This is a genomic window from Bradyrhizobium sp. SZCCHNRI2009 (genome assembly GCF_032485115.1).
GTDB lineage: Bacteria > Pseudomonadota > Alphaproteobacteria > Rhizobiales > Xanthobacteraceae > Bradyrhizobium.
The window spans coordinates 18,140-45,012 of the sequence record NZ_JAUEUH010000002.1; the positions used below are offsets into that span (position 1 = coordinate 18,140).

A 26,873-nucleotide genomic window follows, 5' to 3' on the forward strand; every position below is an offset into this window, starting at 1 on the left:
AGTGATCCAACAACACCAGAGTGAGGCGTCATGAGTTCGCAGCCGGGCAAGCCCCGCATCGCCGTCTTCTCACTTCGAAACATCTTCGGCAAAGCCCTCAATCGCGGTCCTCACGTCGAGTTCGAGGACATCATCTGCGAGGTCGATTCAGCCGAGATGTTTGCGCCCGTGCTCGACCCGTCGAGCCGACGGGCGAGCTTCGCCACCCGGCTGGGCTACCACGCGCCCGTGCTGTTGAATCCCGGGCTGGCGCGGATCGAGCCGCAACAGCAATACGACGTTCTGTTCGCGATCTGCGGATTCCCGCAGGACCTGATCATGTTCGATGCGATCGAGGATCTGAGAGGCGCGTGCAGGACCTCGGTGTGTCTGCTGGATGAGCTCTGGGTGAAGGAGATCGCCAAGCACCGGCATTTCCTGAAGATCCTCGCCAAGTTCGACGTCGTGATGCCGTTCCAGATCAGTACGGTGAAGCCGCTCAGCGAGGAGATCGGCAAGGCATGCGCGCATCTTCCGCTCGCCATCGATGCGATCCGGTTTTGTCCCTATCCCGATCCGCCCGCAAGGGTCATCGACGTCTTTAGCATGGGACGCCGCTCCCGTGTCACGCACCAATCACTGCTCGCGATGGCGCGGGACAGCGGCCTGTTCTATCTCCACGACACGATCGGCGGCAGCCAGGCCATCGATCTCCGGGAGCACCGGACGCAGATGGCAAACCTCGCCAAGAGGAGCAGGTATTTTCTGGTCAATCCCGGCAAGTTCGACGAGCCGCAGGAGACCGGGCGGCAGGTCGAGTTCGGCTATCGGTATTTCGAGGGCGCGGCGGCGGGAGCCATCATGCTCGGCGAGCGTCCCGACAACGAGCTGTTTCCGCGGCTGTTCGATTGGCCCGAGGTGATGATCGACGTGCCGCATACATCGCCCGACATCGACCGGGTCATCAGGGAACTGGACGACGATCCGGTCCGCCAGGACCGGATGCGGCGAACCGGCATGGTCCAGACGTTGATGCGGCATGACTGGGTGTATCGGTGGGAGACGATCCTGGAGGCCACGGGTCTGCAGCCGATGCCGGGCCTCGCTGCCCGCAAGGATCGGCTGAAGAGGCTGGCCGCGATGGCGGCCGGTCCGGCGATCACGCGCGAGCAGGAGTTAAATCGCAAGCCGGTATTGTTGGCGCAGTGACGTTTCAATCCTTTTCTCCGCCACAAGGAGACGTCATCGCTCCCCGCGGCCTCCGATCTCGGCCGCGAACGATTCTATACCGGCTGCATTTTCGATGGTCGGATTTTCATGGCCCTGGACGGATCTGTTTGGCCCGTGACTGGGAATCGGAAGGTTGGTTACGATGATTGAAAGCGATTGAACGGAGATGTCAGAAGCCGTCGCCGCCTATTTCGAGGAACATCGGGAGTCGAGCGATCTCGGACGCCGCGCGCTGCGCGGCGGCCTGATTTCCATCGTCATCCAATACGGCAATTCCGTGCTTCAGATCGGAGCGGCCATCGTTCTGGCCCGGCTGCTTGCGCCAGAGGATTTCGGGCTCGTCGCCATCGTCACCGTGCTGACGAGCTTCGCGCCGCTGCTGATCGACTTCGGCCTGCTCGATGCCACCGCCCAGCGCAGCAGGATCACTCCGGCCCAGGTCAGCGGTCTGTTCTGGGTCAGCACCGGCATCGGCGTTGCGGTGGCGATCGTCGTCGCGGCATCCAGCCCACTGATTGCCTGGATCTACGGTGATCCGCGACTGGAGCCGATCGCGCTCTGCGTCGCGATCACCTTCGTGCTGTCCGGGCTGACCAACCAGCACATGGCGCTGCTCCGGCGCACGCTGCAGTTCGGCCGCATCGGCCGGATCCAGCTGTTCGGCACGCTGGCAGGGACGGTTGCCGCCGTCGCCATGGCGTTCGAGGGCTACGGCTATTGGGCGCTGGTCATTCGCCCCGTCGTGACATCGATTTGCGTCGTGGTCGCCGCGTGGTCGGCCTGCCGTTGGCGGCCCAGCGCGCCGGTGTTCGACGCCGAGGTGCGATCGATGGTGCGTTTTGGCCTCCACGTCGTCGGATTCACGGTGGCCTATACGTTGTCGCGGGCGGTGGACCGGATCGCGCTCGGTCTGCTCTACCGGCCCGATCAGGTCGGGTACTACCAGAATGCGATGAACCTGTACGACAACTCGATCTATGCGGCGCTCAATCAGACGCATGCGGTGGGAAGCTCGGCGCTGAGCAAGTTCCAGGCAAATCCGGCCGCGCTTCGGCAGAAGTATGAGGCGGCACTGTCGATCCTGGCCTTCTTCCTGATGCCGGCGGCGGCGATCCTCTCCGTCACGGCGGAGGACCTCACCGTCGTGCTGTTGGGGCAGAAGTGGCAGGCTGCGGGAGCGCTGCTCAGCATCATCGCGCTGCGCGGCATTTCGCACGTCGTCGAGGGCTCGCAGGGCTGGCTGCATCTGTCGCTCGGGAGGGCGGACCGCTGGCAGACCTGGGGCATCATCTCTCTGGTCGCGCAGGTCGTCGCGGTGCTGGCCGGGCTGCCGTTTGGTCCGGTCGGCGTGGCCTGGGGCGTCGTGGCCGGATACTCGCTGATCGCTTTGCCGTCGGTGATGTATGCCGGACGTCCGATCGGGATCGGTGCCGAGCTCGTGGTCCGGGCCGTCGGAGCGCAGACCATCGGCGCCGTCGCAACCGCAGCGACCGGCTGGTGGCTGCAAGCGACGTTTCTCGGAGCCTATCCCGCGCTCGTGCGCATGATCCTGTCCGGCTGCTTCTGCGGCTGTCTCTATCTCGCGATCGTTGTCGGCGTGTTCCGAGTCCGCGAGCCGCTCAGGATCGCAGGTACGATCGTCCGGGACTTCATCGGCAAGCGTTGAGAGGGAGCGAAAGGAGCCCGGAACCCCGCCCTCGTGCCGCGATTAACTATCGCAATCGTTAAATGCCACATATAAAATATCCCGTGATTTAAATGTTTTAAATGGTCATGACCAGCGACAACCACCCAGGCTTGGATGTGATGGAGGCGGAGCCTGCGCCGTCGGCGCAGCGCGACCCCGAATGGTCCGCGTACGGTTTCGCCGATCGCCGGCGGCTCAGCATCCTCAGCGTCTCGCACATGCCGGCGAGCCCGCCGCGGTTCGGGGCACAGGCGCGCATGCACGGGCTGATGACCCAGCTCGCGCGCCGCCACGACCTCACGGCGGTGATGATGGTCGATGACGCCTTCGACATCGAGGAGTGCCGGCGGGCCATGCAGGCCTATTGCCGCGACGTGGTGCTGGTGCCGAACCCTTACGGCCGCGACGGTCTTGCGAAGCGGCTGCTGCAACTGCGCTCGCTGGTCTCGGTGCGGAGCTTCGACCGGCTGCGCGTGGCCCTGCCGGAATTGCAGCGGGTGCTGGATCGGGTGCTGCGGACCACGCGGTTCGACGTCGTCAATCTCGAATTTCCCTATCTGGGCCACTGCCTGTTCCGTCAGGCGCCGGCCGGCGCGCCGCCGCCGCGGCTGATCATCGACTCGCATGAGATCGCCTACGATCTGGCGCGGCAGTTCGCCGCCACGGGCGCGAGCCTGGGCCGTCGTCTCTACGCCGGTGCGAACTGGCGCAAGCTGCGCCGCGAGGAGATCGCGGCCTATCGCGAAGCCGATGGCGTCTATCTCTGCAGCGCGGACGACGAGAAGCGTCTGCATGACGACATTCCGAACGCCCGCACTGCGGTCATCCCCAACGCCGCCGATGTCGAGTTCTATCAGCCGCGCAGCACCGACCCCGCGCCCGACGGCCGTACGCTGGTCTATTTCGGCTTGCTGTCGACGGTGCCCAACATCGATGCGGTCACGCATTTCGTGCACGACATCTGGCCTCGTATCGCCGCCCGGCACCCGGATGCGCGCTGCAAGATCATCGGCGGCCGGCCGCCGCCGGCGTTGACGGCGCTGGCCGGGCCGCGGATCGAACTGACCGGCTTCGTGCCGGACCTGCGGCCGCACCTCGCCGCGGCAGCGGCGGTGATCGTCCCGCTGCGGCTCGGTGGCGGCACGCGGCTGAAGATCGTCGAGGCCATGGCGATGGGCAAGGCGATCGTCTCGACCAGCCTGGGTGCCGAGGGCATCGAGGCGATGCCCGGACGCGACATCCTCATCGCAGACGAGCCCGACGCCTTTGCAGATGCGGTCAACGGGCTGCTCGCCGAGCCCGATCTTGCGGTGCGGATCGGCGGCGCGGCGCGGCAGGTCGCGGTCGAGAAATATGCCTGGAGCGCGGCCGCACAGGCGCTCGAAGACTTCTATTGCGAAATCCTGGAGACCCGTTCGTGATGAAGGCCGTGCTCATCGGGGCAGGGCAGATCGCCCGCCAGCATCTCGCCTGCCTCAACACCTTGCCGGGCGTTCAACTGGCCGGCATCTGCGACCTGTCGCCGGCAACGGCGGAGGCCGCGGCCGAGCGTTACGCGATCCCGTCCTGGTTCACCGATCATCGCACGATGCTGCAGACGGTGCGGCCCGATGTGGTGCACGTGACGACGCCACCGACCTCGCATTTTCGACTCGCGATGGACGCGCTCGAGGCCGGCGCGCATGTGATCGTCGAGAAGCCCGCGACCTCGACCTTCGACGAGCTGCAGACCCTGACCTTGCGCGCCAAGCAGACCGGCCGCCATGTCGTCGAGGACTACAACTACGTCTTCAACCGGGCGCCGCAGGAGATACTCCGTCGCATCGAGACCGGCGAGTTCGGTGCCGTGACCCATGTCGACGTGCTGATCTGCCTCGACATCCTCGGCCCCGACGGCTTTGCCGATCCGAATTCGCCGCATCCGGCGCTCAAATTGGCGGGTGGTGCGATCGCCGACTTCCTGCCGCATCTCGCCTCGCTGTCGCATGCCTTCGTCGGCCCACACCGCAAGGCGGAGACGGTCTGGAGCAAGCGCAAGGCCTCGCCGCTGCCGTTCGACGAGTTTCGCTGTGTGGTCGAGGCCGAGCGCGGCACGGCGACGCTCGGCTTCAGCGCGAGCGCGCAGCCCGATGCGTTCTGGCTGCGGGTCTATGGCGAGCGGATGCAGGCGACCGCCAATCTGTTCGAAACGCGGTTGACCTTCGATGGCCCGCGCAACGTGCCGAAGCCGCTGCGCCCGTTCTTCAGCGGACTGGAGGAGGGCCGCGACATCCGCCGCGCGGCGCTTTCGACCTTGCTGCGCAAGTTCAAGGGCCCAGGCGCCTATGAGGGGCTGTGGGAGTGCCTGGCGCGCACCTATCAGGCGCTCGGCTCGGGAACGGCCTTGCCGATCACGATCGAGGACGTCCTGGCCGTCAATCGGATGGTCGAAGCGATGAAGCCGACGGAGCAGGCGGACATGAGGAAGCTGGCGATATGAAAGCCCTGGTCACTGGCGCCAACGGGTTTCTCGGCCGGCATGTCGTCGATGCGCTGCTGGCCCGCGGCATCGAGGTTCGCGCCATGGTGCGTCCGGCGACGCGCGTTGACGCCCTTGGCTGGCCGTCGTCGGTCGACATCGTCAGGGCCGACCTGCGCACCTCGCGCGACCTTGCTCGCGCGTTCGAGAATGTGGATGTGCTGATCCATCTGGCGGCCGTGGTCGCCGGCGGCGAGGACGCGCAATTCGCCGGCACGGTAGGCGGCACCGAGCGGCTGCTCGAGGCGATGGCAGGCAGCGCCTGTCGCAGGCTCGTGCTGTGCAGCAGCTTCTCGGTCTACGACTACACTGCGACCCGCGACGTCCTCGACGAAAGCGCGCCGCTGCAGCAGACCCCCGACGTCTACACCCGCGGCGGCTACACCGTCGCCAAATGGTGGCAGGAGCGGGTGACGCGCCGCTACGCCGAGAAGAACGGCTGGGATCTCACCGTGCTGCGTCCCGGCTTCATCTGGGGACGCGGCCACGGCTATCTCGCCGCGCTCGGCCAGCAGATCGGACGCCACCACGTCGTCATCGGGCCGCTGACCCGCATCCCCATGACCCATGTCGAGAACTGCGCCGACGTCTTCGCGCTGGCGGCCACGGATTCGCGGGCGATCGGCCAGACGCTGAACATTGTCGACGGTCCCGGCGAGCGGGTCTGGACTTATCTGTCGGACTACATGCGCGGCACCGGCGAGCGCGGCCTCCGGTTGCCCATCCCGCATTGGCTCGCCAGCAGCATCGTACGGCTGGCGTTTGCGACCGTGTTCAGGCGGGCGACCAAAGTGCCGGCGATCCTGACGCCCAAGAAGTTCGACGCGATGCTCAAGCCGCTGCGCTTCGACAACCGCAAGCTGAGGGAGACGCATGGCTGGACGCCGCCGCTCGACTACGAACAATGCCTGGCGCGGACCTACGGTCCGCTGCCGGCTTCGGCGCCAGCGCCGGCGTCCTGGTCGTCCGGAACGGCTGCTTCCATTTGAGGGCCGAGATGGTCCTGCGATGCCCGAGGTCTGGTCGCACGCGATCTCGCGCGCGAGGCCGTTCCGTGTCGTCGGTCATTTTGACGTCGCGCGTCTCAAACGGAATGTTCTGATGTGTGGCATCGCTGGGATCATCGGACGGGTCGACGACGACAACCGCGCAGCGCTGCAGCGGATGAACGATGCCATGCTCCATCGCGGTCCGGATGCCGGGGGAGTCTGGACCTCGCCCGCGGACGAGCGTGGCTGGGGCGCGCTGCTGGCGCACCGCCGGCTCGCGATCCTCGATCTGTCGCCCGCCGGTGTGCAGCCGATGACCGATCCGGTCACCGGGCATGTCATCGTCTTCAACGGCGAGATCTACAATTTTGCCGACCTGCGGCAGCGGCTGGTCGCCGGCGGCCAGCAGTTCAGCTCGACCGGCGATACGGCGGTGATGCTGCGCGCGCTCGGCCTGCATGGGCCGGAGGCGGTGGCGTGGTTGCGCGGCATGTTCGCGTTCGCCTGCTGGGATCCGAAGGAGCGCCGGCTGCTGCTGGCGCGCGATCCCCTCGGCATCAAGCCGCTGTACGTCGCCCGCGCGTCGAAACCCGACGCCGGCTGGTCGGTGGCCTTCGCATCCGAGCTGCGTGCTCTCCTGGCATCCGGCCTTCTGGGCAGGGCCCAGCTCGATCCGCAGGCCGTCGCCAGCGGCGTCTGGAACGGTTTCGTGGTCGGTCCCGACACGGCGGTGAAGGGCGTCGAACTGCTGCCTCCGGGCCATCTCACCACGTTCGACGGTGTCGGCAACATCATCCGCGATGAGGATTTCTGGTCGATCCCGGAGCGGGCTCCGGACCCGACGATGGACGAGGATCAGCTTGCCGAGATCCTCGAGGAGGGGCTGAGGCTGCATCTCGCCAGCGACGTGCCGCTCGCAGTGTTTCTCTCGGGCGGCATCGATTCCTCGGTCATGGCCAACCTGGCGCAGCGCGCGGCCACGGGTCCGATCCACACCTTCACGCTGGCTTTCGAGGAGCAGGAGCTGAACGAGGGGCCGATCGCGCGCCAGATCGCCGCCGCCATCGGCACCGAGCATCACGAGGTGGTGCTGACGGAGCAGCACTTCGTCGACAACCTCGATGCCGCGCTCGACAGCCTGGACCAGCCGACCTTCGACGGCCTGAACTCATACTTCATGTCGCACGCCATCCGCGGCGCAGGCTTCACGGTGGCACTGTCGGGGACCGGCGGCGACGAGCTGTTCGGCGGCTATACGTCGTTTCGCGACCTGCCGATCCTGCAGCGATGGTCGGAGCGCACGGCCTGGGTGCCGGCCGGCGTCAAAGCCGCTGCGGCGAAGCTGGCCGCGCAGATGCTGTCGCCGTCGCGCGGTACGGTGGCGCCGCAGACGCGCTGGGCCAAGCTCCCGGAGATGGTTCGACGCGGCGACGATCTTCTGGCCCTCTACCAGATGGCCTATGCGCTGTTCCTGCCCGGTTTTCAGCGCGAGCTGCTCGCGCCTGATCTCGTCGATACGCTGACAGATGGGCTGCCGGCCGCGATGAGAGCGAAGATCACCGCGGAGACGCGCGCGCGCACTCCGCTGTCGGCGATCAGCGTCATGGAGCAGCGCCTGTTTCTCGGCGAGCGCCTGCTGCGCGACAATGACGTGGCGAGCATGGCGGCCTCGCTGGAGCAGCGGGTGCCGCTGGTCGATCAGGTGCTGTTCGAAAGCGTCGACCGGCTGCCCGATGCGACGCGCTACGCGCCGCTGCGAAGCAAGGCGATGCTCAGGCGGATCGGCCTGCGTGGCCTCGATCCGTCGCTGTTCGACCGGCCGAAGAGCGGCTTCGTGCTGCCGCTCGATCGCTGGATTCGGCGCGGCCTGCAGGATGCAATGGACCGGACCCTGCGGGACCCGCAGGCCGTTGCGCCGGTGGGGCTGGACCCCACGGCCGTGGAGCGCCTCTGGCGCGCCTTCCTCGATGGGGCGCCGGGGATCTATTGGTCGCGCATATGGTCGATCTACGTGTTCGTGCGTTGGTGCCACCGTCATCGCGTCTTCCGCTGACGCGCGATCGACATCACGAGAATCGGCCGCATCGAGGCGCGCGTGCTCAGGCCTCCGGCATGACGACTCCGCCGCACACCGGCACGCGAACGCCGGTCACGAAACCGGCGAGGTCCGAGGCCAGAAACGCGATCATGTTGGCGACGTCCTGATCGTAGCCGCGCCGTCCGAGCGGCACGGACCGCTCGTAGAGCGGCTGCACCTCGTCACGGTCACGACGGTCCTTGTCGGAGACGACCCAGCCCGGGGCGACCTGATTGACCGTGATGCCATGCGGTCCGAGCTCCCGCGCCAGGGACCGCAGCATGCCGTCCATGGCGCATTTGGCCGCCGTGTAGGGCGCGCGGTTGGGCAAGGCCAGGCTCGTCATCTCCGTGCCGAGAGAAATCAGGCGTCCCCATTTTCGCTCGATCATCGGGCCGGAAAACACCCGCGCGGTCGCCCAGGCCTGCAGGACCGAGGAGCGAAACACCTTGTCGAACTGGTCGGGCGTCTGCTCGACGACGGGGCGTTCGTCGTACCATGTCACCGCATTGTTCACGACGATGTCGACAGGGCCGAGCACACCCTCGGTGACGCGGCGCATGGCCTGCACATCCTCGAGCTCGGCAACGTCACCCGAAATGGTGCAGGCGTGCTGCGGCTGGAGCTCGTTCAGCTCCTCGCACAGCCTCTCCGCAGCAGCGCGCGCCGTCAGATAATGGATGGCGACCTTTGCACCACAGGCCGCCAGTGTCCGGGCGATCGGGCGGCCGAGCTCTCCCGCCGCTCCCGTGACCAGCGCGACCTTGCCCGAGAGATTGATCTGGAGCGGGGACCTCAACGGTCGCAGTGCCGGATCGTCCGGCAGGGGACCGAGCGTATGTCGTCGAATTCGTCGTGCAACTGCGCTCGCGATCCGCATCCACCCGTCCCCGAAAGTATTCATTGGTCGGGGTCGCAGTATTAAATGCGGGACTAATTATTTAAACTGCACAATTTGACGCATTTGTGCAGCAGGCGATGGAGCGGTGAAGGGGTGCCGATGCGCTCAGGATGCGCGCGGCGTCGGACTCTCGGCGAGACGGTTGCCGAGCCGCCAGTCTGCGCCGGACGCGTCCTGCGCTGCTCTCGCAGCAGGCGCCGGCCTGAACTTGCGCCGGAGCTGTCTGAAATACGGCTCGATGAAGCGCTCGATCGCCGCCGCGTAGATGACGGAGATCAGGAGCGCGAGCGGAAACAGGAGGTAGGGCTTGGCAGCGATCGCGGGCAGGTTCCTGTCGATCGTCCGGATCACGACGTTGTGGATCAGATAGATCGCATAGGAATAGGTGCCGAGCGTCATCACCCAGGAGCGGTTGAGATGACGAAACAGCGGCGCGTCGGCGAAGCGGACTGCGAAGTAGAACAACGGCATCAGCGCCAGCCCCTGAAGGCTGTAGCGGGCGGTCTCCCGGAACACCGCATCACGGTAGACCAGCGAAGCCAGCAGCGCCGCCGCGGCGACGGCCAGCAGCGCCCATTGCGCCGCCGACATCCGCCCCGAGGCAGAGCGCTGCCGCACCGGGTTCATGACCAGCGCCAGAATGCAGCCATAGGCGATCGAGTCGATGCGGGTGTCCGAGGCGTAATAGGTGCGGTCGGAGAAGAACCCAGGGGCATGCACGAGATGGATGCGCCAGGCGAGGACGCCGAGGCAGACGAGCCCGAGCAGCGCGCCGATGGTGCGCGGCCGCAGCGCCGATCCGAGCAGCAGCGTCATCAGCAGGGGATAGACGATGTAGAAGTGCTCCTCGACCGCGAGCGACCAGAGAATGCCGGTGCCGTCGGGCACCGTGTTGCCGGGATCGAAGAACAGACCGTAATAGTTGGCGAAATACAGCACCTGGGCCGCCAGGCCCTTGACGGTCATTCCGCCGTCCAGCAGGCCGGCGGCGGTGAGGCCGTAGGCGATCGCCAACGACAGCAGCAGAGGCGGCATCAGCCGGAACACGCGCCGCGCATAGAAGCTGGGAACGTCGAGCGCGCCGGTGCGCTGATGCTCGGCCAGCATCAGCGTGGAGATCAGGAAGCCGCTCAGGAAGAAGAAGATGGTGACGCCGAAGCCGCCGGGGACCATGGCCTGAAGCCCGGAATGGCCCAGGACCACGATCAGCACCGACAGCGCGCGGATGCCGTCGAGTGATGGAATGAGCGGGGATGCGCTGCCATGGGCGTTCGTGCTGCGGGACGCTGCCGGCGCGGTCGCCTCGCCGCCAGGCGCCGTTATCGGCGGCACGGCGGAAGCGGCACGAAAGCGGCTGAGCTCGAGAATCTTGGCCATGTTGTCCAGACGGGGTCGGAGAAACACGTAGCTTCGTCGTCGTCGTGTCAATGCCGCGGCGATCGGCCGCCGAGCGTCATCGCGTGTCGGCCGCGGCGTGGCTGGCGCGCCAGAGTTGGGCCCGCTCCGCGTTGATCCGGGCCGTGGCGGCGCGCTTGCCCAGGCGCAGGCAGGCATGCTGATAGGCGCGGAGGAAGCGGCGGAATTCGAGATCGTCGTAGCGCGGCAGGCCCGTCAGCCAGCTCCGGAAATAGCCCCACAGCATCGCGGTGCTGCCGATCAGGGCGGGATAGGCCGGCAGGTGATAGACCGCCACCGCGAGCTGATACAGCGGCGACGTTCCCATGAAGTACTGGCCGAAACCCTTGCGCAGCCGTCCGGTCCAGATGCCCTTGTGACTGGCGCCCTGCGGCCGCAAATGGATGAAGCGCAGCGCTTCGGTGTCGATGCTCTCGGCGATCCAGCCGAGCATGCGGCAGCGGTGGCAGTCGATGCCGTCCCACATGACCTGGCGCACGAAGCCGCCGATCTCCTGGAAGCAGGCGACGCGGTAGAACTTGGTCATCCCGACCGACATCTCGTCGCCGCAGACCTCCGGCTCCAAGGCGCCGGTCTGCGGGTGGACGAACCACGGCTTGCCCGAGGTGGTCCCGACCCGCGGATCGCTCTCCATCCGCTCCATCAGCAGCTCGAAGTAGCGCGCGGGCAGATCGAGGTCCATGTCGAGCTTGCAGAGATAGTCGAAATCCTCCAGCCGCACGCTCTCCAGGCCGGCATAGAATGCCTCGATCACGCCGGGTCCGACCTTGCGTCCGCCGCGGTCGGCGCGGCGGATCACGCGCAGATAGGGCAGGCGCTGGGCGTACTCGTCGAGAATGGCCGGGGTGTCATCGGTCGATCCGTCATCCACCACGATCCACAGCGCCGGCGGCACCGATTGCGCAGCGACGCTGTCGAGAGTCCGGCGGAGATATTGGGCCTCGTCCCGGCAGGGCGAGATGAGCAGGTAGCGGCGCGATGGCGTCACGTATCAAATCCCTTGCCGAAGGCGGAAGATTGGGACGAAGCTCTGCCGAGCAGGGCGTCGCCGGCCGCCTTTCAATAAATTAAATCGTGAATTAATATTATGTCATGGCGCGTGTCAAAGTCATGGTGTTTTTAAATCGGCGCCCGTTTTGGCTGTGTGACCGGTCCTGCGAGAGGTTCCCATGGATGACATCGGCCTCGTGATCCCCGGCTGCACCCAGGCTTCGTCCCGGCCGGTCGCGCGCGTGACGCGCCGGATCGACGCCGCCTGCATCCGGGCGCTGTTCACGGCAGCGCTTGCCCTGCTGTTCCTTCGCGGCGTTGCCGCGGCCGCCGAGCCGACCGCGTCCACCGGGCCGTCACTGGCCGGCAATCTGCTGCCGGTGGAGCGTCTCGCCGCCTGGAATCCCGGGCTGATGTCAGCCGGCGGTATTCCGAACCGGACCATCATTTACCGCACGCTGTCTCCGAGTGGGAGAGACGACAGCAGCGCGATTCAGGCTGCCTTGACCGCTGCACCCGCCGGCCAGGTGGTGATGCTCGGCCCCGGGACGTTCATCGTCAACGAGCCGCTCCTGATCAGCCGGCCAGTGACGCTGCGCGGCGCCGGCGCAGGCGCGACCAGGCTGGTGAAAACCAACGGTGCGCGGGCACGAACGCCGGTCGTGATTGCCGGCACCAAGGGAATCCTGACGCCGGTCGACCCGAGCTCGTACAGCTACGACGCCAAGCCTGTCATCATCGTCGGACCTTCGCGCTGGAACAATGGCCCCGACAGCAGCGCGTCGCAGGACCTGTTGGCGGACGGCGATCAGGGGACGTCGACCGTCGCCCTCGCCAGTGCCGCGGCCTTGAAGCCGGGCGATTTCGTTCTGCTCGACGAGGTCTCAGGCGCATCGTGGCAGGCGACGCCGGCGGGTTTTCCAGCGGGAGCGAAGGTCTGGCAAGGCGACCGCGTCGCCTGGAACATGCACTATCCGGTTCAGCCGGGCGACGACAATGCCGGTGCCAATGCCGGAGGTCCCTATGACCAGGCTCCCGGCGTGTTGCCGAAGTCGATGTCGTGGTTTGCCCGGACCGACCGGGCGACCGCCGAGATCAAGGAGATCGCCTCGGTGACCGGCAGCACGGTGACATTCACCTCGCCGCTCACGATCAGCTATCGCCGGGATCACCAAGCGCAGCTCACGCCTTATAGCACCGACCCGAACAGCGGTCGCCACGCCGCCAACAATCGCGACATCCACGTTGCCAAGGTGGGCGTCGAAGATCTGAGCATCGTCGGCGGGGCGGACGGCGCGTTGCGGTTCGAAGCCGCTGCTTATTCCTGGGCCAGATCCGTCGAGGTGACGCAATGGCTCGGCGAGGGCGTGGCGATCGACAATTCGTTCCGGGTCGAGCTCCGCGACTCCTACATCCACGCCGGCTCGTGGCCGCAGCCGGGCGGCGCCGGATACGCGATCAGCCTGGCGACGGGCTCCTCGGAGGTCCTGATCGAGAACAACATCCTCGTCGACGTCTGCAAGAACATGGTGTTCCGGTCGTCCGGCGCCGGCAGCGTCGTCGGCTACAATTATGCCGACGACTCGTTCGATTTCGACAATCCCGGCTGGGTCGAGGTCGGCATCAACGCGTCGCACATGGCCGGCGCCCATCACGTCCTGTTCGAAGGCAATCTGTCCCACAATGCCGACAGCGACTACACCCATGGCAACGCGATCTATCTGACCTTCTTCCGCAACCATCTCACCGGCCAACGCCAGCGCTTCGTCGATCGTTCGGGCGTTCGAGCCGTCGGTCTCGCCTATGGCTCGTGGTGGGATTCGTTCGCCGGCAATGTGCTGGGCCAACCTGGACGCATGAGCGGTTGGAGCTACGACGATCCATCGATGCGGGCCGGAACGGCGGTTTGGGGGCAGGGCGGTGTCGGCAACGTCTGGGTGCTTGGCTACGACCCGGAGCGATGGACCATGGCGCCTGATCCGAAGACGCTGGCCACGGTGATCCGCGGCGGCAATTTCGACTATCTCACCGGCAAGGTGGTCTGGACGGACGCTCTCGCGGCGCAGCCGCTGCCGGCGTCGCTGTATCTGAGAGCCAAGCCCGGCTTTTTCGGCAGTCATCCGTGGCCCTGGGTGGACCCAACCGGGGATACCAAGCTGCATACGTTACCGGCCAAGGCGAGATTCGATGCGGGCGCGCCATTCGCGGCGGCGCCGGGATCAACGCAATAGCGCTGGCGTGACGCTTCAACGGGCCTCCCGTCAGGTGCGGACGCCGAGCCGTGGCCGCCAAGCCGGCCGTGTACGGCTCCAACGAGCCGACCGCCTGTTCGCCGGCTGAGCGGCGGGCATGCTCTGTTGCGACCTCCGCCAGTATCGCGCGGCCTCGACCGTGACGAGCACGAATACCACCCAGGTCACGTCGAACGCGCGCAGCCACAGGGTTTCGAGCAGGTTATAGAGCATGACGAACAGCGCGACGGACAGCAGGATCCACGCCCGCTTGTAGTCGTGCTTCATCACGCGGCCGATGACGTGAACGGTGGCCGCCAGAAACACGAGGAGAAAGGCAAATCCGACATAGCCAAGTTCCAGCATCGCATCGTAGTAGCCGTTGTGGGAGTTCGGCATGGCCTTCACCCAGCCGGGTGCATCGGTGATGCTTGGTGCGTCGGCACCGACCAGCCAGAAGCTCTGATAGCCCCATCCCAGGAGCGGCCTCTTCGCGATCTCCAAGTTAGAGAAGGCCCATATGGTGGTTCGGCCGGTGAAGCTGGAATCACCCGTCAGCAGATAGGCGATGCGGCTGGTCGTGAAGCCCGCGAGCTCGCCGACCACGAAGTAGCCGAGGATGATCGCCACCAGGATCAGAAGCGGTGCAACCCGCAGCGTTCTCGCAAGCGCCAGCGTCAGGATGGCCAGGATCGGGGCGACCAGAGCGAGGCCGAGCGCGGTCTTCGAGCTCGAGAAGAAGATCAGGACGATGGCACCGACGGCAACGACGATCCCGAGCGCGCGGCGCGTTCCGGGATAGAGCAACTCGTGAACCGAGAGCAGGAACGCAATGGCGGCAAACTCGCCCAGCAGGTTCTTGCCCGAGAAGTAGCCCTGGTAACCGATGTCGACCAGCGCGTTGCCGTACTGCGCGTAGGTCGCGTAGCCGCCGGGGATCAGCAGAACATTGAGGATCACCCCTGCTGCAAAGCAGAGGAACACGCCGCGCAGGATGTCGGCGCTCGGCCTCGATAGCAGGGCGGGCAGCACGATGGCGGTGAGGACCATCGCTTCCTGGACGAAACGGACGAAGGCGAATTCGGGTTTGAATGCCCACGCGATGCTGGCGCCGGCCAATCCAAAATAGACGCAGAGACTGATGATGTTGGGCGCAGCGGCAAGCCGCTCGCCGCGGGCGAGGCGTTGCATCGCAACGACGATGGCGATGGCCGCGAGGACAGGCCAGAAGATCCGGTTCTCGATCCGGCTCTCGAGCAGGCCCTGGAGCCCGGGCGATGGCGGGAAGCCAAAATAGATCAGCGGCTGAATGAGGGACGAGTAGGCGAAGGCGAGGACCGGAATCAGCGCACAGACATCGAACGTCCCCGCGGAGGCGCGCGGCCCGGCCGACATCGACGTCGTCGCTGAAATTCTCGGCATCGATCTCACCCGGATATTCGAACGGCGTGGCCCCGGCAGCCGCCGGGAATACCGTCCGTGAACATTATCCGGAGATGCAATTAAATAAAAGGACTTCGACGTGCGCCGGGAAGGTATTGCTGCAGCCGCGCCGCAAATCTGCCCTGGCATTTACAAATAAACCGTATTAAATAAATGGTATGATTTAAAATTAAATAGTGGCTTTTGGGTCGCACGTTATTCGGTCGGGGAGGTGCGGCAGGGATCCGCAACCCGGAATCCTCGTGCGGCGGGCAGATTGAGGGAGAGCGGCGGATGCTGACCACGCATGAATTGCAGGAGCCGGGATCCCCCCTTTATCGCGTGGGGCGCTCCGGGGCGGGTCGCGATCGGCCGGAGGTCGATGCTGCCGCCCTGGCCGACGCCGCGATTCCCGACGACCTCGCGCGCGACGTCTATTGCGTCCTCGGAATACCGGTCGATGCCATCGGCATGCGCGGCGTACTGCGCCGCATCCGCGACGCTGCCCGACGCAGGACCCGGCTTCTCATCTCGACTCCCAATCTCAACTTCCTGGTCGCCAGCCAGTCGAACAGGAGCTTCAGGGAGTCGCTGATCCTGAGCGATCTTTGCACGGTGGACGGCATGCCGGTGGTCTGGATCGCTAGGCTGCTTGGGATTCCGATCAAGAGCCGGACGGCCGGCGCCGATATCTTCGACGCGCTGAAGTCGGAGGCCGCGCCGGCAAACGCGCTGAAGCTCTTTCTTTTCGGTGGCCCGGAGGGGGCCGCCGAACGGGCCGCCCGGACGCTGAACGGCCAGTCGGCGGGATTGCAGTGCGTGGGCTGGTTGAACCCCGGCTATTTGTCGGCCGAGGAGTTGAGCCGGGATCACATCATCGACGAGATCAATGCCAGCGGGGCGGACTTCCTGGTTGCCTCGCTCAGCAGCGTGAAGGGACAATCATGGCTGCAGCGCAATCATGAGTGCCTCGAGATTCCAGTTCGCGCCCACCTCGGCGCCGCGCTCAACTTCCAGGCCGGCACGGTGAAGCGCGCACCGGCGATCCTGCGCCAATCAGGCTTCGAGTGGCTGTGGCGCATCAAGGAGGAGCCCTATCTCTGGCGCCGCTATTGGAACGATGGCACGGCGATGCTCGGCCTCATGCTCACCCACGTGTTGCCGTTCGTGGTGTGGACCTGGTGGATGCGCCGCACGCATGAGCGGGGTGAGGCGCTGACCATCACGCAGGACTATGGGACGCGCGCGGTCACGCTCAGCCTGTCGGGGCCCGCCGATGCGCGTCACGTAGACCGGGCCATTCCGGTGTTCCGCGCCGCTTCGGCGTCCCGCAAGCCGGTCACGATCGATTTCTCGAACGTCTGCGCCATCGATGCGCGCTTCCTTGGATTGTTGCTCATGCTGAGGAAGCAATTGGAAGCCCAGGGCTGTACCGCGACCTTCGTGGGCGTTTCGCCGCTGATGGCCCGCATCTTCCGCTTCGGCGGTCTGGACCAGCAATGAGAGAGGGAGGCCTGTCATCGGTCGCATCACGGCTTCAGCAGTCGGTGGTTCGATGATCGCCGCCGCGACGCTTGCCCGCGTTGCGAAGGATTGCCTGAGCCGTCAGTCCGACCGGCGCCCATCGGCTGACCGTCGCCCATGGAGCGACGTGTGTTCGGAGATTGAGCGGTGAGCGCAGCAGGCCAGAAGAGGCGCGAGCTTCTGATCGACTTCTATCGAAGCTGCGCGATGTTGTTCGTGTTCTATCATCACACGGCCAACGTCTTTCCGGACTCCGTCGATCTGTTCACGAAATTCAACCCCTTCGCCGAGCTGTTCGTCGTGATCTCGGGGTTCATGGTCGGGTACGTCTATCTGCACAAGGAGAGGCACGGAGAGCTCCTCGCCCGCGGCTTGAAGGTGCTCGCCGCCTATTTCGTCATCTCGGTGCCGGTCGCGGTCGGCATGGCTGTTCTGGGGAACAAGCGAGAGCCGGTGGGGCAGGCGATTTTCGACGTGCTGACGTTTCAGTCCGAGCCGACCGCCATCACAATCCTCAAGTTCTACGGGCTGATGTTCCTGCTGCTGCCGGTGATCCTGCCGATGTTCAAGCGCGGCAGGCTCCTGGTGCTCGCGTTGTCGGCTGCGATCTTCGTGGCCTCCACCTGGTTCAGCAACACGAGCACGGCAGCCAAGCTCGAGAGTCCCGCCATCATTCTGTTGCTGTTCTCGCTCCAGGCGCAGATGTTCTTCGTGATCGGTATCTGGCTCGGAGATCTCCATCGGTCCAACCGCTTGATCGGACCCGCGTTCTATACGGCGCTGGCGGGGATCTTCACCTTCGGGCTGCTGCTCGATTACAGCCTCGGCTTTCCCAGCAACGGCGAAAAATACCCCTATCGGTTCGACAAGCTCCTCAACCTGCTTTGGACATTGCCGCTGCTGTTGGCGCTGCTGTGGGCGGTGTTCGCGCGCACCCGGCGATCGCCGGCGGTCGCGCTCATCCTCAACGTCGGCCAGAACTCGCTGATCGCGTTCCTCGGGTCGGAGGTGGTGCGGCAATCGGTCAAGCTCGCGCTCCTCCTGGGCGGCGTCCACCCGCAGGTTTACGGCCAGACCGTGATGGGCCTGTTCGATGTCGTCCTGGTCACCGCGGTGCTTTGGCTCTACCGGGCGCACTGGCTGAACCGCCAGACAATGCTGCACCCGCTCAGCGGGCCGTAGCCGCATCTTTCGCCTGAAAGTGTTGCCCTGATGCGCTTGTTCGAATCCTCCCGGGCGGCTTAGCTCATCGCTAACCAATGGCCGCTAGCCTCTCGAAACGCCCGAGGAGGCATGAACTGATGTGGGTGATCGCGCTTCATTTTACAGCCGGGGTGGTTGCCGGGACGATGTTCACGGTTCGCACGCTGCTGGCGCTCGCCGCGATCGTCTTCATGGAGTGCATCGCGGCGTCGATCATCAGCGGGCTACCGGCCGCGCTCTATGCCGGCGCCGGTCTGATTGCAGTCCAGGTGGGCTATCTCTCGGGCGTCTATGTCCGCAGCGCTCTGGAGCGTGCCGGCATCGCCCATCCCTCCATTCGCCCCGAGCACCAGCGCTGACCGTCGATCGATTTCCGTTGCCGGCCGCGGCCTATGGCGCGCACCGGCCGGCGCGCGCTGATCGACCTACTCGGCCATCACGCTCCCGTAACGGGCGTAATATTTGTGGTTGTAGTAGTCGCCGAAATGATTGGCGTAGCGCTTCAGCGCCTTCATGTTCGTCTTGTTGAGCACGACGCCGAACAGAGCATCGTAGACGTTGGGAGCCGTGTTCAGCGCGTGCTCGACCACCTCGGCCGGCGTGCGCCCCCATTCCACGACGAGGACGAAGCTGTCGAGCAGCGCGGAGATGGCGCGCGCGTCGACAACGGGCGCGAGCGGCGGAAGATCGACGATGACGTAGTCATAGGCTGCCCGCAGCTGCTCGAACAGCTTGCGCATCTGCTCGTTGCCGAGGATGTCGCTGGTGTCGCGCTGCATGGCACCCGTTCCCGGCAGGAAATCCAGGCGCGTCAGCGGGTCGGTCCAGACTGCGTCTGCGAGCTGGCATCCTCCCAGGACGATGTCGGCGATCCCAGTGCTGGCATCGGGGGCCAGCATGGCGGAAAGCGACGGATTCCTGAGGTCGCAATCGACCACGATCACACGCTTGCCTGAATTTGCGATGAGCTGAGCCAGCGACGCGGCGATGATCGACTTGCCTTCGTTGGGCAGGGCGGACGTCAGTCCGAAGACCTTCCGCGAAGTCGGGCTTGGATCCTGGTCGATGGCGACTTTCAACGAGCGGATGGATTCGGCGAAGCGCGATGTGGGCATGGCGGATGCGGCCCAGCAGGTCCCGGGGCCTCTCGTCACCATTCGCGGGCTGGAATCGGGTTCGACCTTGGAAACGGCGTTGACCGTCGCTTTCTTGGTGAACCGGTCGACCTCGCCTCGTTTGAGCAGAGGGACGACCGAGAGGCAGGGCAGGCGCAGGCGATCCTCGACCTGGTCGGTCGTCCGAAAGCTGCGGTCCTTGACTTCTGCGAGCAGGCCGAGGCCGCCGCCGAGCGCCAGGCCCCCGAACAGGCCGAGCGCCATCAGCACGATGGACTTCGGCTTGATCTTCTTCTTCGGCGGCGTGGCCGCTGAGATCACCCGCGCCTTCGCAATCGGGAAGGAGCCCTGCTGGACTGAGCCCATGTAGCGCTGAAGAAAGGTGTCGTAGAGCGTGCGATAGCTCTTGGCGCTGGTCTCCAGCTCGCGGAGGCTGAGCTCGGCCGCCCTGGTATCCTGCGACCGGACAACGGCCTGTGCAAGCTGCTTCTCGATCTCCTGCTGCTGCTGCTTGGACTCCTCGTAATCGTGCTTGGCGACGTCGGCAAGGCGCCGCACCTCGTCGACGATGGCCTGGCGGATGCTCTTCATCGTCGCGCGAATATTGACGACCGCGATATGATCCTTGCCATATTTGGCGGAATACTCGTACTCGCGCTTGGCGTTATCGAGGTATTGCTGACGCAAGCTGTTGATGATGAGCGTGCTGTTCGAATTGCTCAAGGAGAGACCGTCGGGCGGATTGACATTGCCGCTGAGCTCTGCCGGGGAGAAGTCGGAGACCGCGGCTACGCGGTCGATCGTCATATCGGCACTGCTCGTCGCGAGCATGTCGTCGAACCGATTGAGCCGGGTCATCAGCGAGGCGGTACGCGTGCGCACTGCCACCAGGCGGTTGGTGAGCTCGGTGACCTGCTGCTGGTCCATGAACCTGCCGTCGGCCGAGACGATGTTGTACCGGCTTTTCAGCTCGTTCACGGAACGTTCGGTCGCGGTCGCGTCGTTGCCGAGATCCTGCAGGCGGTCGTGAAGCCAGGCGGTGATTGTGCGGTGCTCGTTCGCGTCCGCCTTCAACTGCTGATCGAAATACTCCTTGACGATGGCGTTGGCGATCATCGCCGCCCGATTGGGGTCGCTGGCGCTGAAATCGACCTCGACGACCGTGCTCGTGCCAATTCGGAAGGCGTTCATTCTGCGCTGGAATTCGTCGAGGAGATCGTCCATCGAGGGCGCGTTCGGCTGCGGCGCCGAACCCACGAGGCGGCGAACCGCATCAACCGCACCATGCAGCGGGCTGGCTTTGCCGTTGAAGTCGGGATCGTCCGCCAGATTGAGCTTGTCGATGACCGCTGTCGCGATCGACTTCGATTTGAGAATCTCGATCTGCGATTCCATGTCGAGCGGCGGCTCGTCCTGAACGGGCGGTTGCGGCTGGACGACTGCGGCCTTCGAGGTGGTGCCCAGCATGATCTTGACGTCGGCCGAGTAGGTGGGCGGCAGGATTTTCAGCAGGGCGAAGCTCGCCAGGAGCGAAAGCACGGTGGTGATCGCAATCACCAGATAGTGCCGGCGCAGGAATCCCAGCGCCATGTCGAACGGTCCGGGTCCGCTACGTTCCCAACCTTGCTCCTGTGGGGAGGGGTAGGTAACCGTGCTCGCGTTGGGATTGTGCAGCATGTTTGTGGGGCTTTTCAGTTGCGCTTCGGACGTCAGAGCCGCCCGGTTTGCCTGCGAGAACGAGGATCTTGTTTTATAACCATTAAATGATCTGGGAGTGCCGCGCGATTTAATTTATATTAAATCTGATTTTGCTCAGCAAGTGGCTCTGCAAAATTAAATGTCGCCGGCGTGCAGGACATGCCTTGCGCTTGCGGCGGCCTTCTCGGCCGGCCAATGCCGGCGTCGCGGTCGGCCGCATACCGGTATTTGGCTGCCGCGTAACGGCTTGTAACAGTCGCTCCCGGCCCATTGCCAAGCTACGGGTTTTGGGCATCAGTCCTGGCGATGAGCATGCCTGCGGCCACGCTTTTGATGGTGGAGGACGACCCGGAGATCAGCCGGCTCGTCAGCGATTTCATGCGCCGGGAAGGGTTCGAGATCGAGGTCGCCGCCACGGCGCCGGCGATGGATGCCGTGCTGCGGCGGCTGCGGCCCGATCTCATCATTCTCGACCTGATGCTGCCGGGAGAGGACGGGCTTTCGATCTGCCGCCGGCTGCGGCAGAGCGACGATATTCCCATCCTGATGCTGTCGGCCAAGAGCGACGAGATCGATCGCGTGGTCGGGCTGGAGCTCGGCGCCGATGATTACATGGTCAAGCCGTTCGGGCCGCGCGAGCTATTGGCCCGCGTTCGCGCGCTGCTGCGGCGCACCCAGGCGAGCCCACCGCGTGACGCGAGCCGGCGTTTCGGTTTTGACCGGTTCGTACTCGATGTCGATGCCCGCAGCATCGAGATCGTGGAGGCGCAGGCCGCGCCGATCCAGCTGACCTCGGCGGAGTTCGACCTGCTCGCCTGCTTCGTGCAGCGGCCACGGCGGGTGTTGAGCCGCGACCAGATCCTGGACTGGACGCGCGGCCGCTCCGCCGAGCCGTTCGACCGCACCGTCGACATGCTGATCTCGCGGCTGCGGCGCAAGCTCGATGCCGCCAGCCCGGGAACGAACCTGATCACCACCGTCCGCAACGGCGGATATCTGTTCACGGCGACGGTGAGGCCGGTGGCGTGATGATGCGGCTGACGCTTGCGATGCGTATCGGCCTCATCGTCATCATTGGTCTGCTCGCGATCTGGATCGTCACCCTGGCGCGATTCTACCGCGCCCGGACCGCGGACCTCGAAGGCGCGACGCCGCCGCCGACGCGGCTGGCCGCGCTTGCCGAACTGATCGAACGAACACCCGGGACTGAGCGGGGCAGGGTCGTCGATGCCGTGTCCTCTGACCGCTTCGAGGTCCGGCTGGTCGGACCCGACGCGGCGGTCCGCCTTCCGCGGACCGAGCCCGCGCCGGTCCGGTCCGGATTGCGCGACGCCTATGCCGATGCGCTCGGTGCGCGCCCGCTGACCATCACCTTCGTGCCAGAGCCGGAGGGACGGTGGTTGCCCAGGCTCGCGCGGACGCCGCAGAATGCCCTGGAGTTTCGCATTGGCCTGAACGGCGGCGATGTTCTCGTCGTGGACTCGCGCGCGTCGCTGGTGCTGACCCAGCAGGGGCTGCCGATCGGCTTCGGCGCGGGCCTGTTCGGTACGCTGGTCGCGCTGTTTGCGCTCCTGATCATGCAGCGTGAGACGCGGCCGCTGGCGCGCTTGGCGGCCGCCGTCGACCGGGTCGACCCCGGCGGGGCGGCGGTGCCGCTGCCGGACGTTCGCCGCAATGCGCCCGAGGTTCGCGCCGTGGTGACGGCGTTCGGGCGACTGCAGGACCGGCTCGCCGATCTGATGCAGGCGCGCATGGCGCTGGTCGGCGGCATTGCTCACGATGTTCGCACCTTTGCCACGCGGCTGCGGCTGCGCGTCGACCAGATCCCGGATGACGCCGAGCGGCAGCGCGCTGTGATCGATATCTCCGACATGATCCGCCTGCTCGACGACGCGCTGCTTGCGAGCCGGGCGGGTGCCGGCGAACTGCCGCAGGAGCTCGTTGCCTTCGACGAACTGGTGCGCGCGGAGGTCGAGGATCGCCGCGCGCATCAGGCGCGGGTGCGCTTCGACCATGCAGGCGACGGGCGCGAGCAGCTGATGCTGGGCGACCGCGTCGCGCTGCGTCGTATCGTCGCCAACATCATCGACAACGCGCTCAAATATGGCGAGGCGGCGCATGTCTCGCTGCAACGCCAGCCGGAGCACGCCGTGCTGACGGTCGACGACGAAGGGCCGGGGATTCCCCGCGACCAGCGCAAGGCCATGCTGGAGCCGTTCACGCGCCTGGACACGTCGCGCAATCGCGGCACCGGCGGAGCCGGGCTCGGACTGGCGGTGGTGCGGACGCTGGTGGAGGCCCATCGCGGCAGCATCGCGATCACCGACGCGCCGCGCGGCGCCCGCATCGTCGTGCGGCTGCCGCTGTTTCTCGACGGGCCCGGCGACGTGCATTCCGATCTGACGTGATCGACGGCAGCGTCGCGATCGGGGCGCTGTCTTTAAGCGGTGGCAGCCCGTCGTTCTTCTCGTAAAAGTTGAGACGACGACGTAGCCGGTGGGAACGATGCGGCGGCCTCGTCTTCGCCTGACGCGATGTCGACGATGCGCCCGCTTGATGATCGCGTGGAGATTGTGATAGGTATTCGATGCATCCTCATTCCATCGCCACGCGGATTGAACTGGGCGTGGCGCCGATTTTGTAAACCCATAGTACCGAATGTCATTCAACCGCACGGGCCGCGCGGATCGCGGACCCGTGCGCCGATGGACGACGTCGTTCCGGCTCGCCCGGGCGAGAACGTCCGAGGTCAGGGGATCATCGACATGGCAGCAACAAAGACCCGCGTGGCGATATTGGGCGGCGGCATCGGCGCGTTGAGCGCGGCCTTCGCCTTGAGCGAGATCGATCCGCGCGGCGAGCGCTACGAGATCACTCTCTATCAGCTCGGTTGGCGTCTCGGGGGCAAGACCGCCAGCGGACGCAACGCCAAGCAGGGCCAGCGCATCGAGGAGCACGGACTGCATATCTGGGCCGGCTTCTACGAGAATGCCTTCACCATCCTGCGTGCCGCGCTGAAGGCGCTCGATGCACCGCCGAGCGATCCGATCAGGACGATCGATGATGCGTTCAAGCGGCAGAGCGAGATCTTCTACGCCGAGTACACCGACGGCCAATGGCTGCCCTGGCCGTTCTGGTTTCAGCCGGATGTCGATGAATCGGTCTATCCCGGCAGGGATAGCCTGTGGGCGCCCGCCGACAACATCGTGCCACCGCTCTCGACCCTGCTGCTGCGGACCATCGCGAGCATCATCTTCAACCTGAACTACTATCTCGAGGACTGGCCGGGCGACCAGAATGCCGAGCTGGCGAAGGCGATCGCCGCCATGCCCGCCGAGCGGCAGGTCCGGCTGGCGGCCGTCTCGCCTGATGGCAAGGGCCATCCGCTGCTGCTGCTGGCCCACCGCGTCGGCGAGAAGCTGCACAGTGACGTCGAAGCGATCCGCCGCGATGCCCAGGGCGACATGGCGGCGCTGCTCCATGCGTTCCGCGGCATCGTCAAGGAGCACCAGACGATCGACGGCCTCGAGGAGGGCCTGCGCCGGCTGTTGATCCTCGCCAATCTCGGCATCTGCATGCTGCTCGGCATCATCGAGAACGACTGCCTGACGGACGGGCTGGAGGTTCTCGACAGATACGAATTCCGCAGCTTTCTGGCGCAGCAGGATGAAGAGGCCGCCAACAACGCCATCGTGACCGCTCTCTACGAATACATCTTCGCCTTTCGCAACGGCTCCCGCGAGCCGTCGCAGCAGCAGGTGTCGGCCTGCTCGGCCGTTCAGGGACTGCTGCGGCTGTTCTTCACCTACAAGGGGGCGTTCTTCTATAAATCCGTCGTTGGAATGGGGGATACGATCTGCACGCCGATCTACCAGCTCCTGGCGCGGCGCGGCGTGAACTTCAAGTTCTTTCACAAGGTCACGAGTCTCGAGCCGACAGAGGACGGCAGCAACATCGCGACCATCCACATCGACAAGCAGGTCGAGTTCGTCGATGGCAGATATGATCCGCTGATCCTGGTGAAGGACTACTGGTGCTGGCCGTCCGAGCCCAAATGGCAGGAGATCGAGAACGGCGAGTACTACGCGCTGAAGGGCTACAATTTCGAGAACGCCTATGGTCCCCCCAACCCGCCGCAGCCGCCCCCGGCGGCCCGGCTCAGCCTGCAGCTCGGCAAGGATTTCGACCAGGTGGTCCTCGGCATCTCGGTCGGCGCGCTCGATGAGATCTGCCGGCCATTGATGCAGCAGAAGCCGGCCTGGGCCGACATGGTTGGCAATCTCCCCACCGTGCGCACGATGGCGCTGCAGCTCTGGCTCGACTGCGCGGTCGGAGATCTCGGAGGTCCCTATGTGGCGCCTGGACCGTCGCTCGAGACGATGGGACCGATCGTCACCACCTGCAAGCCGCCGCTCGACACCTATTCCGACATGTCGCAATTGCTGCCGGCCGAGGACTGGCCGGCGCCGGGGCCACGTTCGATCGCTTATTACTGCGCCATCATGAGTGACGACAGCGCGCCGAACGACGAGCAGCTTGCCGCGGACTATGTGAAGAACGCATCCAAGGACTGGATGACGTCCTGGCTCGATACGCTGTGGACCAACATCGGCAGCGGCAGCACGTTCCGCTGGGATCTCCTGCACGCGCCGAGCGACATCAGCGGATCGGCGCGGCTCGACTTCCAGTTCTGGCGTGCCAACATCAATCCGAGCGAGCGCTATGTGCTGAGCCTGCCGGGCACGCTGCGGCATCGCATGGAGCCCGGCAAGTCCGGCTACGACAATCTCTTCCTCGCCGGCGACTGGACCCGTGTGCCCGAGATCAACGCCGGATGCGTGGAGGTCGCGGCGATGTCCGGCCTCGCCGCCGCCTCGGCGCTGTCCGGCGTCTACATTCCGATCGTCTCGACCAGTCCGGAACCCTACATCACGAACGCCTACGTCAACTACGCCGGATGGATCACGCTTCCGCCGGCGCCCTATATCTGCAACGACTCGACCTTCTACGGCTTCGCCATACCGGCCGACCTCGGCGCCTGCCAGCGGTTCCTCGACCGCTCCTTCAACCGCGTCGCGGGCCGCGACCAGTTCCGCGTGATGCTGGACATGGCCTTCGTCAACGTCATCCAGGTGCGCAAGAGCCAGGCGGCCACGCCGCCCTTCGCGGAGCAGGGCACGATGTCCGAGACCGATGTCGGGCTGTGGCTCCTGGTCGGCAGCTATGAGCGCGGCGCGGTGCTGCCGAAAACGATCGGCTTCGTGCCGGCCTATCTGTTCGTCGACAATGCCTGGTCGGTCGTTGCGGGGCAGGAGGTCTGGGGCTTTCCCAAATATCACGCGACGATCGCCCAGCCCGCCAGCGCGCCATCGAACGATCCGTTCGACGTCTCGGGACTGGCGATTGCCTGCTACGGGCCGGAGGCCCATGCCTCCCAGCAGCGCATCATCCGAATCGAAGGCACGGCGGGATCGACCCCGACCGCGGCGGGCTCTCCGGCGGATGCATTCCGGCAGCTCTGTGCCGGGGCCGACCAAGAGCGAATGAAGCAGCTCACGACCGGGCCGGGCATGGCGTCGTTCCTAGGCGGCGTCTGGGGCCTGCCGATCCCCGTGTTCTATCTCAAGCAGGCGCGGTCGGCGGACAGTCTCACCGCGGCGAGCTACAAGACGCTGTTGAACGGCGCGCTCGACCTGACGGGGCTGCGCAGCTGGCAATTGCAGTCGGGCAACTGGTCGATCGAGATGAGCGCGCTCGATAGCCTGCCGTTCATTCGCGATCTCGGGCTCGGCACGCCCGTCGACGGCAAGCTCGTGCTGACCGCGACCACGCGCATCTGGGCCGAGATCGATTTCACCGTCGCCAGGGCCAGCCCCATGGCCTGAGCAGGTCG

18 protein-coding genes are annotated in these 26,873 nt (G+C 65.6%); 13 read left to right on the plus strand and 5 right to left on the minus strand.

Translation table 11 applies throughout. The annotated features are described in order from the left end of the window. Positions 1–30 precede the first annotated feature (30 nt). From QX041_RS07810 to asnB, 6 genes are all read left to right on the plus strand, one after another. Entirely contained in the window at positions 31–1,188 is a 1,158-nt protein-coding gene (locus QX041_RS07810; RefSeq protein WP_316164861.1) for a glycosyltransferase, read from the plus strand. 187 nt (positions 1,189–1,375) lie between these two features. Beyond that, a complete protein-coding gene (locus tag QX041_RS07815; RefSeq protein ID WP_315752497.1) occupies positions 1,376–2,875 on the plus strand; it encodes a lipopolysaccharide biosynthesis protein in 1,500 nt (499 codons plus the stop codon). A gap of 107 nt (positions 2,876–2,982) precedes the next feature. Continuing rightward, positions 2,983–4,317, plus strand: a complete 1,335-nt coding sequence (locus tag QX041_RS07820) for a glycosyltransferase family 4 protein (RefSeq protein ID WP_316164862.1) — start codon at positions 2,983–2,985, stop codon at positions 4,315–4,317. Beyond that, the gene (locus QX041_RS07825; RefSeq protein ID WP_315717398.1) at positions 4,317–5,375 is read left to right on the plus strand and encodes a Gfo/Idh/MocA family oxidoreductase; all 1,059 of its coding nucleotides are present in this window, start codon (positions 4,317–4,319) and stop codon (positions 5,373–5,375) included. The genes QX041_RS07820 and QX041_RS07825 overlap by 1 nt, the downstream gene beginning before the upstream one ends. Further along, a complete protein-coding gene (locus QX041_RS07830) occupies positions 5,372–6,403 on the plus strand; it encodes an NAD(P)-dependent oxidoreductase (protein ID WP_316164863.1) in 1,032 nt (343 codons plus the stop codon). Before QX041_RS07825 ends, QX041_RS07830 begins: the two co-directional genes overlap by 4 nt. A 112-nt stretch (positions 6,404–6,515) precedes the next feature. Next, entirely contained in the window at positions 6,516–8,456 is a 1,941-nt protein-coding gene (gene asnB, locus QX041_RS07835; protein WP_316164864.1) for an asparagine synthase (glutamine-hydrolyzing), read from the plus strand. Between the two features lie 46 nt (positions 8,457–8,502). Here the strand turns inward: asnB and QX041_RS07840 are convergent, their stop codons facing one another. From QX041_RS07840 to QX041_RS07850, 3 genes are all read right to left on the minus strand, one after another. Continuing rightward, on the minus strand, positions 8,503–9,279 hold the full coding sequence (locus QX041_RS07840; protein ID WP_315717401.1) for an SDR family NAD(P)-dependent oxidoreductase: 777 nt from the start codon (positions 9,277–9,279) through the stop codon (positions 8,503–8,505). A gap of 207 nt (positions 9,280–9,486) precedes the next feature. After that, the gene (locus QX041_RS07845; RefSeq protein ID WP_315827760.1) at positions 9,487–10,758 is read right to left on the minus strand and encodes an acyltransferase; all 1,272 of its coding nucleotides are present in this window, start codon (positions 10,756–10,758) and stop codon (positions 9,487–9,489) included. Between the two features lie 76 nt (positions 10,759–10,834). Then, positions 10,835–11,785, minus strand: coding sequence for a glycosyltransferase (locus QX041_RS07850; protein WP_315717403.1), 951 nt, complete (start codon positions 11,783–11,785; stop codon positions 10,835–10,837). A 181-nt stretch (positions 11,786–11,966) separates the two neighbouring features. Between QX041_RS07850 and QX041_RS07855 the strand changes: the two genes are divergently transcribed. Next, complete coding sequence (locus QX041_RS07855; RefSeq protein ID WP_315827761.1) at positions 11,967–14,018, plus strand: glycosyl hydrolase family 28-related protein; 2,052 nt, start codon at positions 11,967–11,969, stop codon at positions 14,016–14,018. A gap of 30 nt (positions 14,019–14,048) precedes the next feature. Here the strand turns inward: QX041_RS07855 and QX041_RS07860 are convergent, their stop codons facing one another. Further along, positions 14,049–15,590, minus strand: a complete 1,542-nt coding sequence (locus QX041_RS07860; RefSeq protein ID WP_315827762.1) for an O-antigen ligase family protein — start codon at positions 15,588–15,590, stop codon at positions 14,049–14,051. Positions 15,591–15,734: 144 nt separating this feature from the next. Here QX041_RS07860 and QX041_RS07865 point away from each other — a divergent pair, with 144 nt between their 5' ends. The 3 genes from QX041_RS07865 to QX041_RS07875 all read left to right on the plus strand — a co-directional run bounded on the left by QX041_RS07865 (position 15,735) and on the right by QX041_RS07875 (position 18,526). Next, entirely contained in the window at positions 15,735–16,943 is a 1,209-nt protein-coding gene (locus QX041_RS07865) for a WecB/TagA/CpsF family glycosyltransferase (protein WP_315827763.1), read from the plus strand. 168 nt (positions 16,944–17,111) lie between these two features. Then, positions 17,112–18,146, plus strand: coding sequence for an OpgC domain-containing protein (gene opgC / locus QX041_RS07870; RefSeq protein ID WP_315827764.1), 1,035 nt, complete (start codon positions 17,112–17,114; stop codon positions 18,144–18,146). A gap of 119 nt (positions 18,147–18,265) precedes the next feature. Beyond that, complete coding sequence (locus QX041_RS07875; RefSeq protein ID WP_315827765.1) at positions 18,266–18,526, plus strand: hypothetical protein; 261 nt, start codon at positions 18,266–18,268, stop codon at positions 18,524–18,526. A 66-nt stretch (positions 18,527–18,592) separates the two neighbouring features. Here the strand turns inward: QX041_RS07875 and QX041_RS07880 are convergent, their stop codons facing one another. Then, the gene (locus tag QX041_RS07880) at positions 18,593–20,872 is read right to left on the minus strand and encodes a polysaccharide biosynthesis tyrosine autokinase (protein WP_315717409.1); all 2,280 of its coding nucleotides are present in this window, start codon (positions 20,870–20,872) and stop codon (positions 18,593–18,595) included. A 414-nt stretch (positions 20,873–21,286) separates the two neighbouring features. Here QX041_RS07880 and QX041_RS07885 point away from each other — a divergent pair, with 414 nt between their 5' ends. The 3 genes from QX041_RS07885 (at position 21,287) to QX041_RS07895 (ending at position 26,865) form a co-directional block, all read left to right on the plus strand. Then, the gene (locus QX041_RS07885) at positions 21,287–22,009 is read left to right on the plus strand and encodes a response regulator transcription factor (protein WP_316164865.1); all 723 of its coding nucleotides are present in this window, start codon (positions 21,287–21,289) and stop codon (positions 22,007–22,009) included. Next, positions 22,009–23,388 (plus strand): ATP-binding protein, encoded by a 1,380-nt coding sequence (locus QX041_RS07890; RefSeq protein ID WP_316164866.1) that lies wholly within the window; start codon positions 22,009–22,011, stop codon positions 23,386–23,388. The genes QX041_RS07885 and QX041_RS07890 overlap by 1 nt, the downstream gene beginning before the upstream one ends. A 357-nt stretch (positions 23,389–23,745) precedes the next feature. Then, positions 23,746–26,865: an NAD(P)-binding protein gene (locus QX041_RS07895; protein ID WP_316164867.1), complete on the plus strand. Its 3,120-nt coding sequence runs from the start codon at positions 23,746–23,748 to the stop codon at positions 26,863–26,865. Positions 26,866–26,873: the final 8 nt, after the last annotated feature.

Bases quoted from the DNA above. Each gene is read 5' to 3' on its own strand.
- QX041_RS07810 (WP_316164861.1), top strand. From the start codon at position 31: ATGAGTTCGCAGCCGGGCAAGCCCCGCATCGCCGTCTTCTCACTTCGA.
- QX041_RS07815 (WP_315752497.1), top strand. From the start codon at position 1,376: ATGTCAGAAGCCGTCGCCGCCTATTTCGAGGAACATCGGGAGTCGAGC.
- QX041_RS07820 (WP_316164862.1), top strand. From the start codon at position 2,983: ATGACCAGCGACAACCACCCAGGCTTGGATGTGATGGAGGCGGAGCCT.
- QX041_RS07825 (WP_315717398.1), top strand. From the start codon at position 4,317: ATGAAGGCCGTGCTCATCGGGGCAGGGCAGATCGCCCGCCAGCATCTC.
- QX041_RS07830 (WP_316164863.1), top strand. From the start codon at position 5,372: ATGAAAGCCCTGGTCACTGGCGCCAACGGGTTTCTCGGCCGGCATGTC.
- asnB (WP_316164864.1), top strand. From the start codon at position 6,516: ATGTGTGGCATCGCTGGGATCATCGGACGGGTCGACGACGACAACCGC.
- QX041_RS07845 (WP_315827760.1), bottom strand. From the start codon at position 10,758: ATGGCCAAGATTCTCGAGCTCAGCCGCTTTCGTGCCGCTTCCGCCGTG.
- QX041_RS07855 (WP_315827761.1), top strand. From the start codon at position 11,967: ATGGATGACATCGGCCTCGTGATCCCCGGCTGCACCCAGGCTTCGTCC.
- QX041_RS07860 (WP_315827762.1), bottom strand. From the start codon at position 15,590: ATGCCAGGGCAGATTTGCGGCGCGGCTGCAGCAATACCTTCCCGGCGC.
- QX041_RS07865 (WP_315827763.1), top strand. From the start codon at position 15,735: ATGCTGACCACGCATGAATTGCAGGAGCCGGGATCCCCCCTTTATCGC.
- QX041_RS07875 (WP_315827765.1), top strand. From the start codon at position 18,266: ATGTGGGTGATCGCGCTTCATTTTACAGCCGGGGTGGTTGCCGGGACG.
- QX041_RS07880 (WP_315717409.1), bottom strand. From the start codon at position 20,872: ATGGCGCTGGGATTCCTGCGCCGGCACTATCTGGTGATTGCGATCACC.
- QX041_RS07885 (WP_316164865.1), top strand. From the start codon at position 21,287: ATGAGCATGCCTGCGGCCACGCTTTTGATGGTGGAGGACGACCCGGAG.
- QX041_RS07890 (WP_316164866.1), top strand. From the start codon at position 22,009: ATGATGCGGCTGACGCTTGCGATGCGTATCGGCCTCATCGTCATCATT.
- QX041_RS07895 (WP_316164867.1), top strand. From the start codon at position 23,746: ATGGCAGCAACAAAGACCCGCGTGGCGATATTGGGCGGCGGCATCGGC.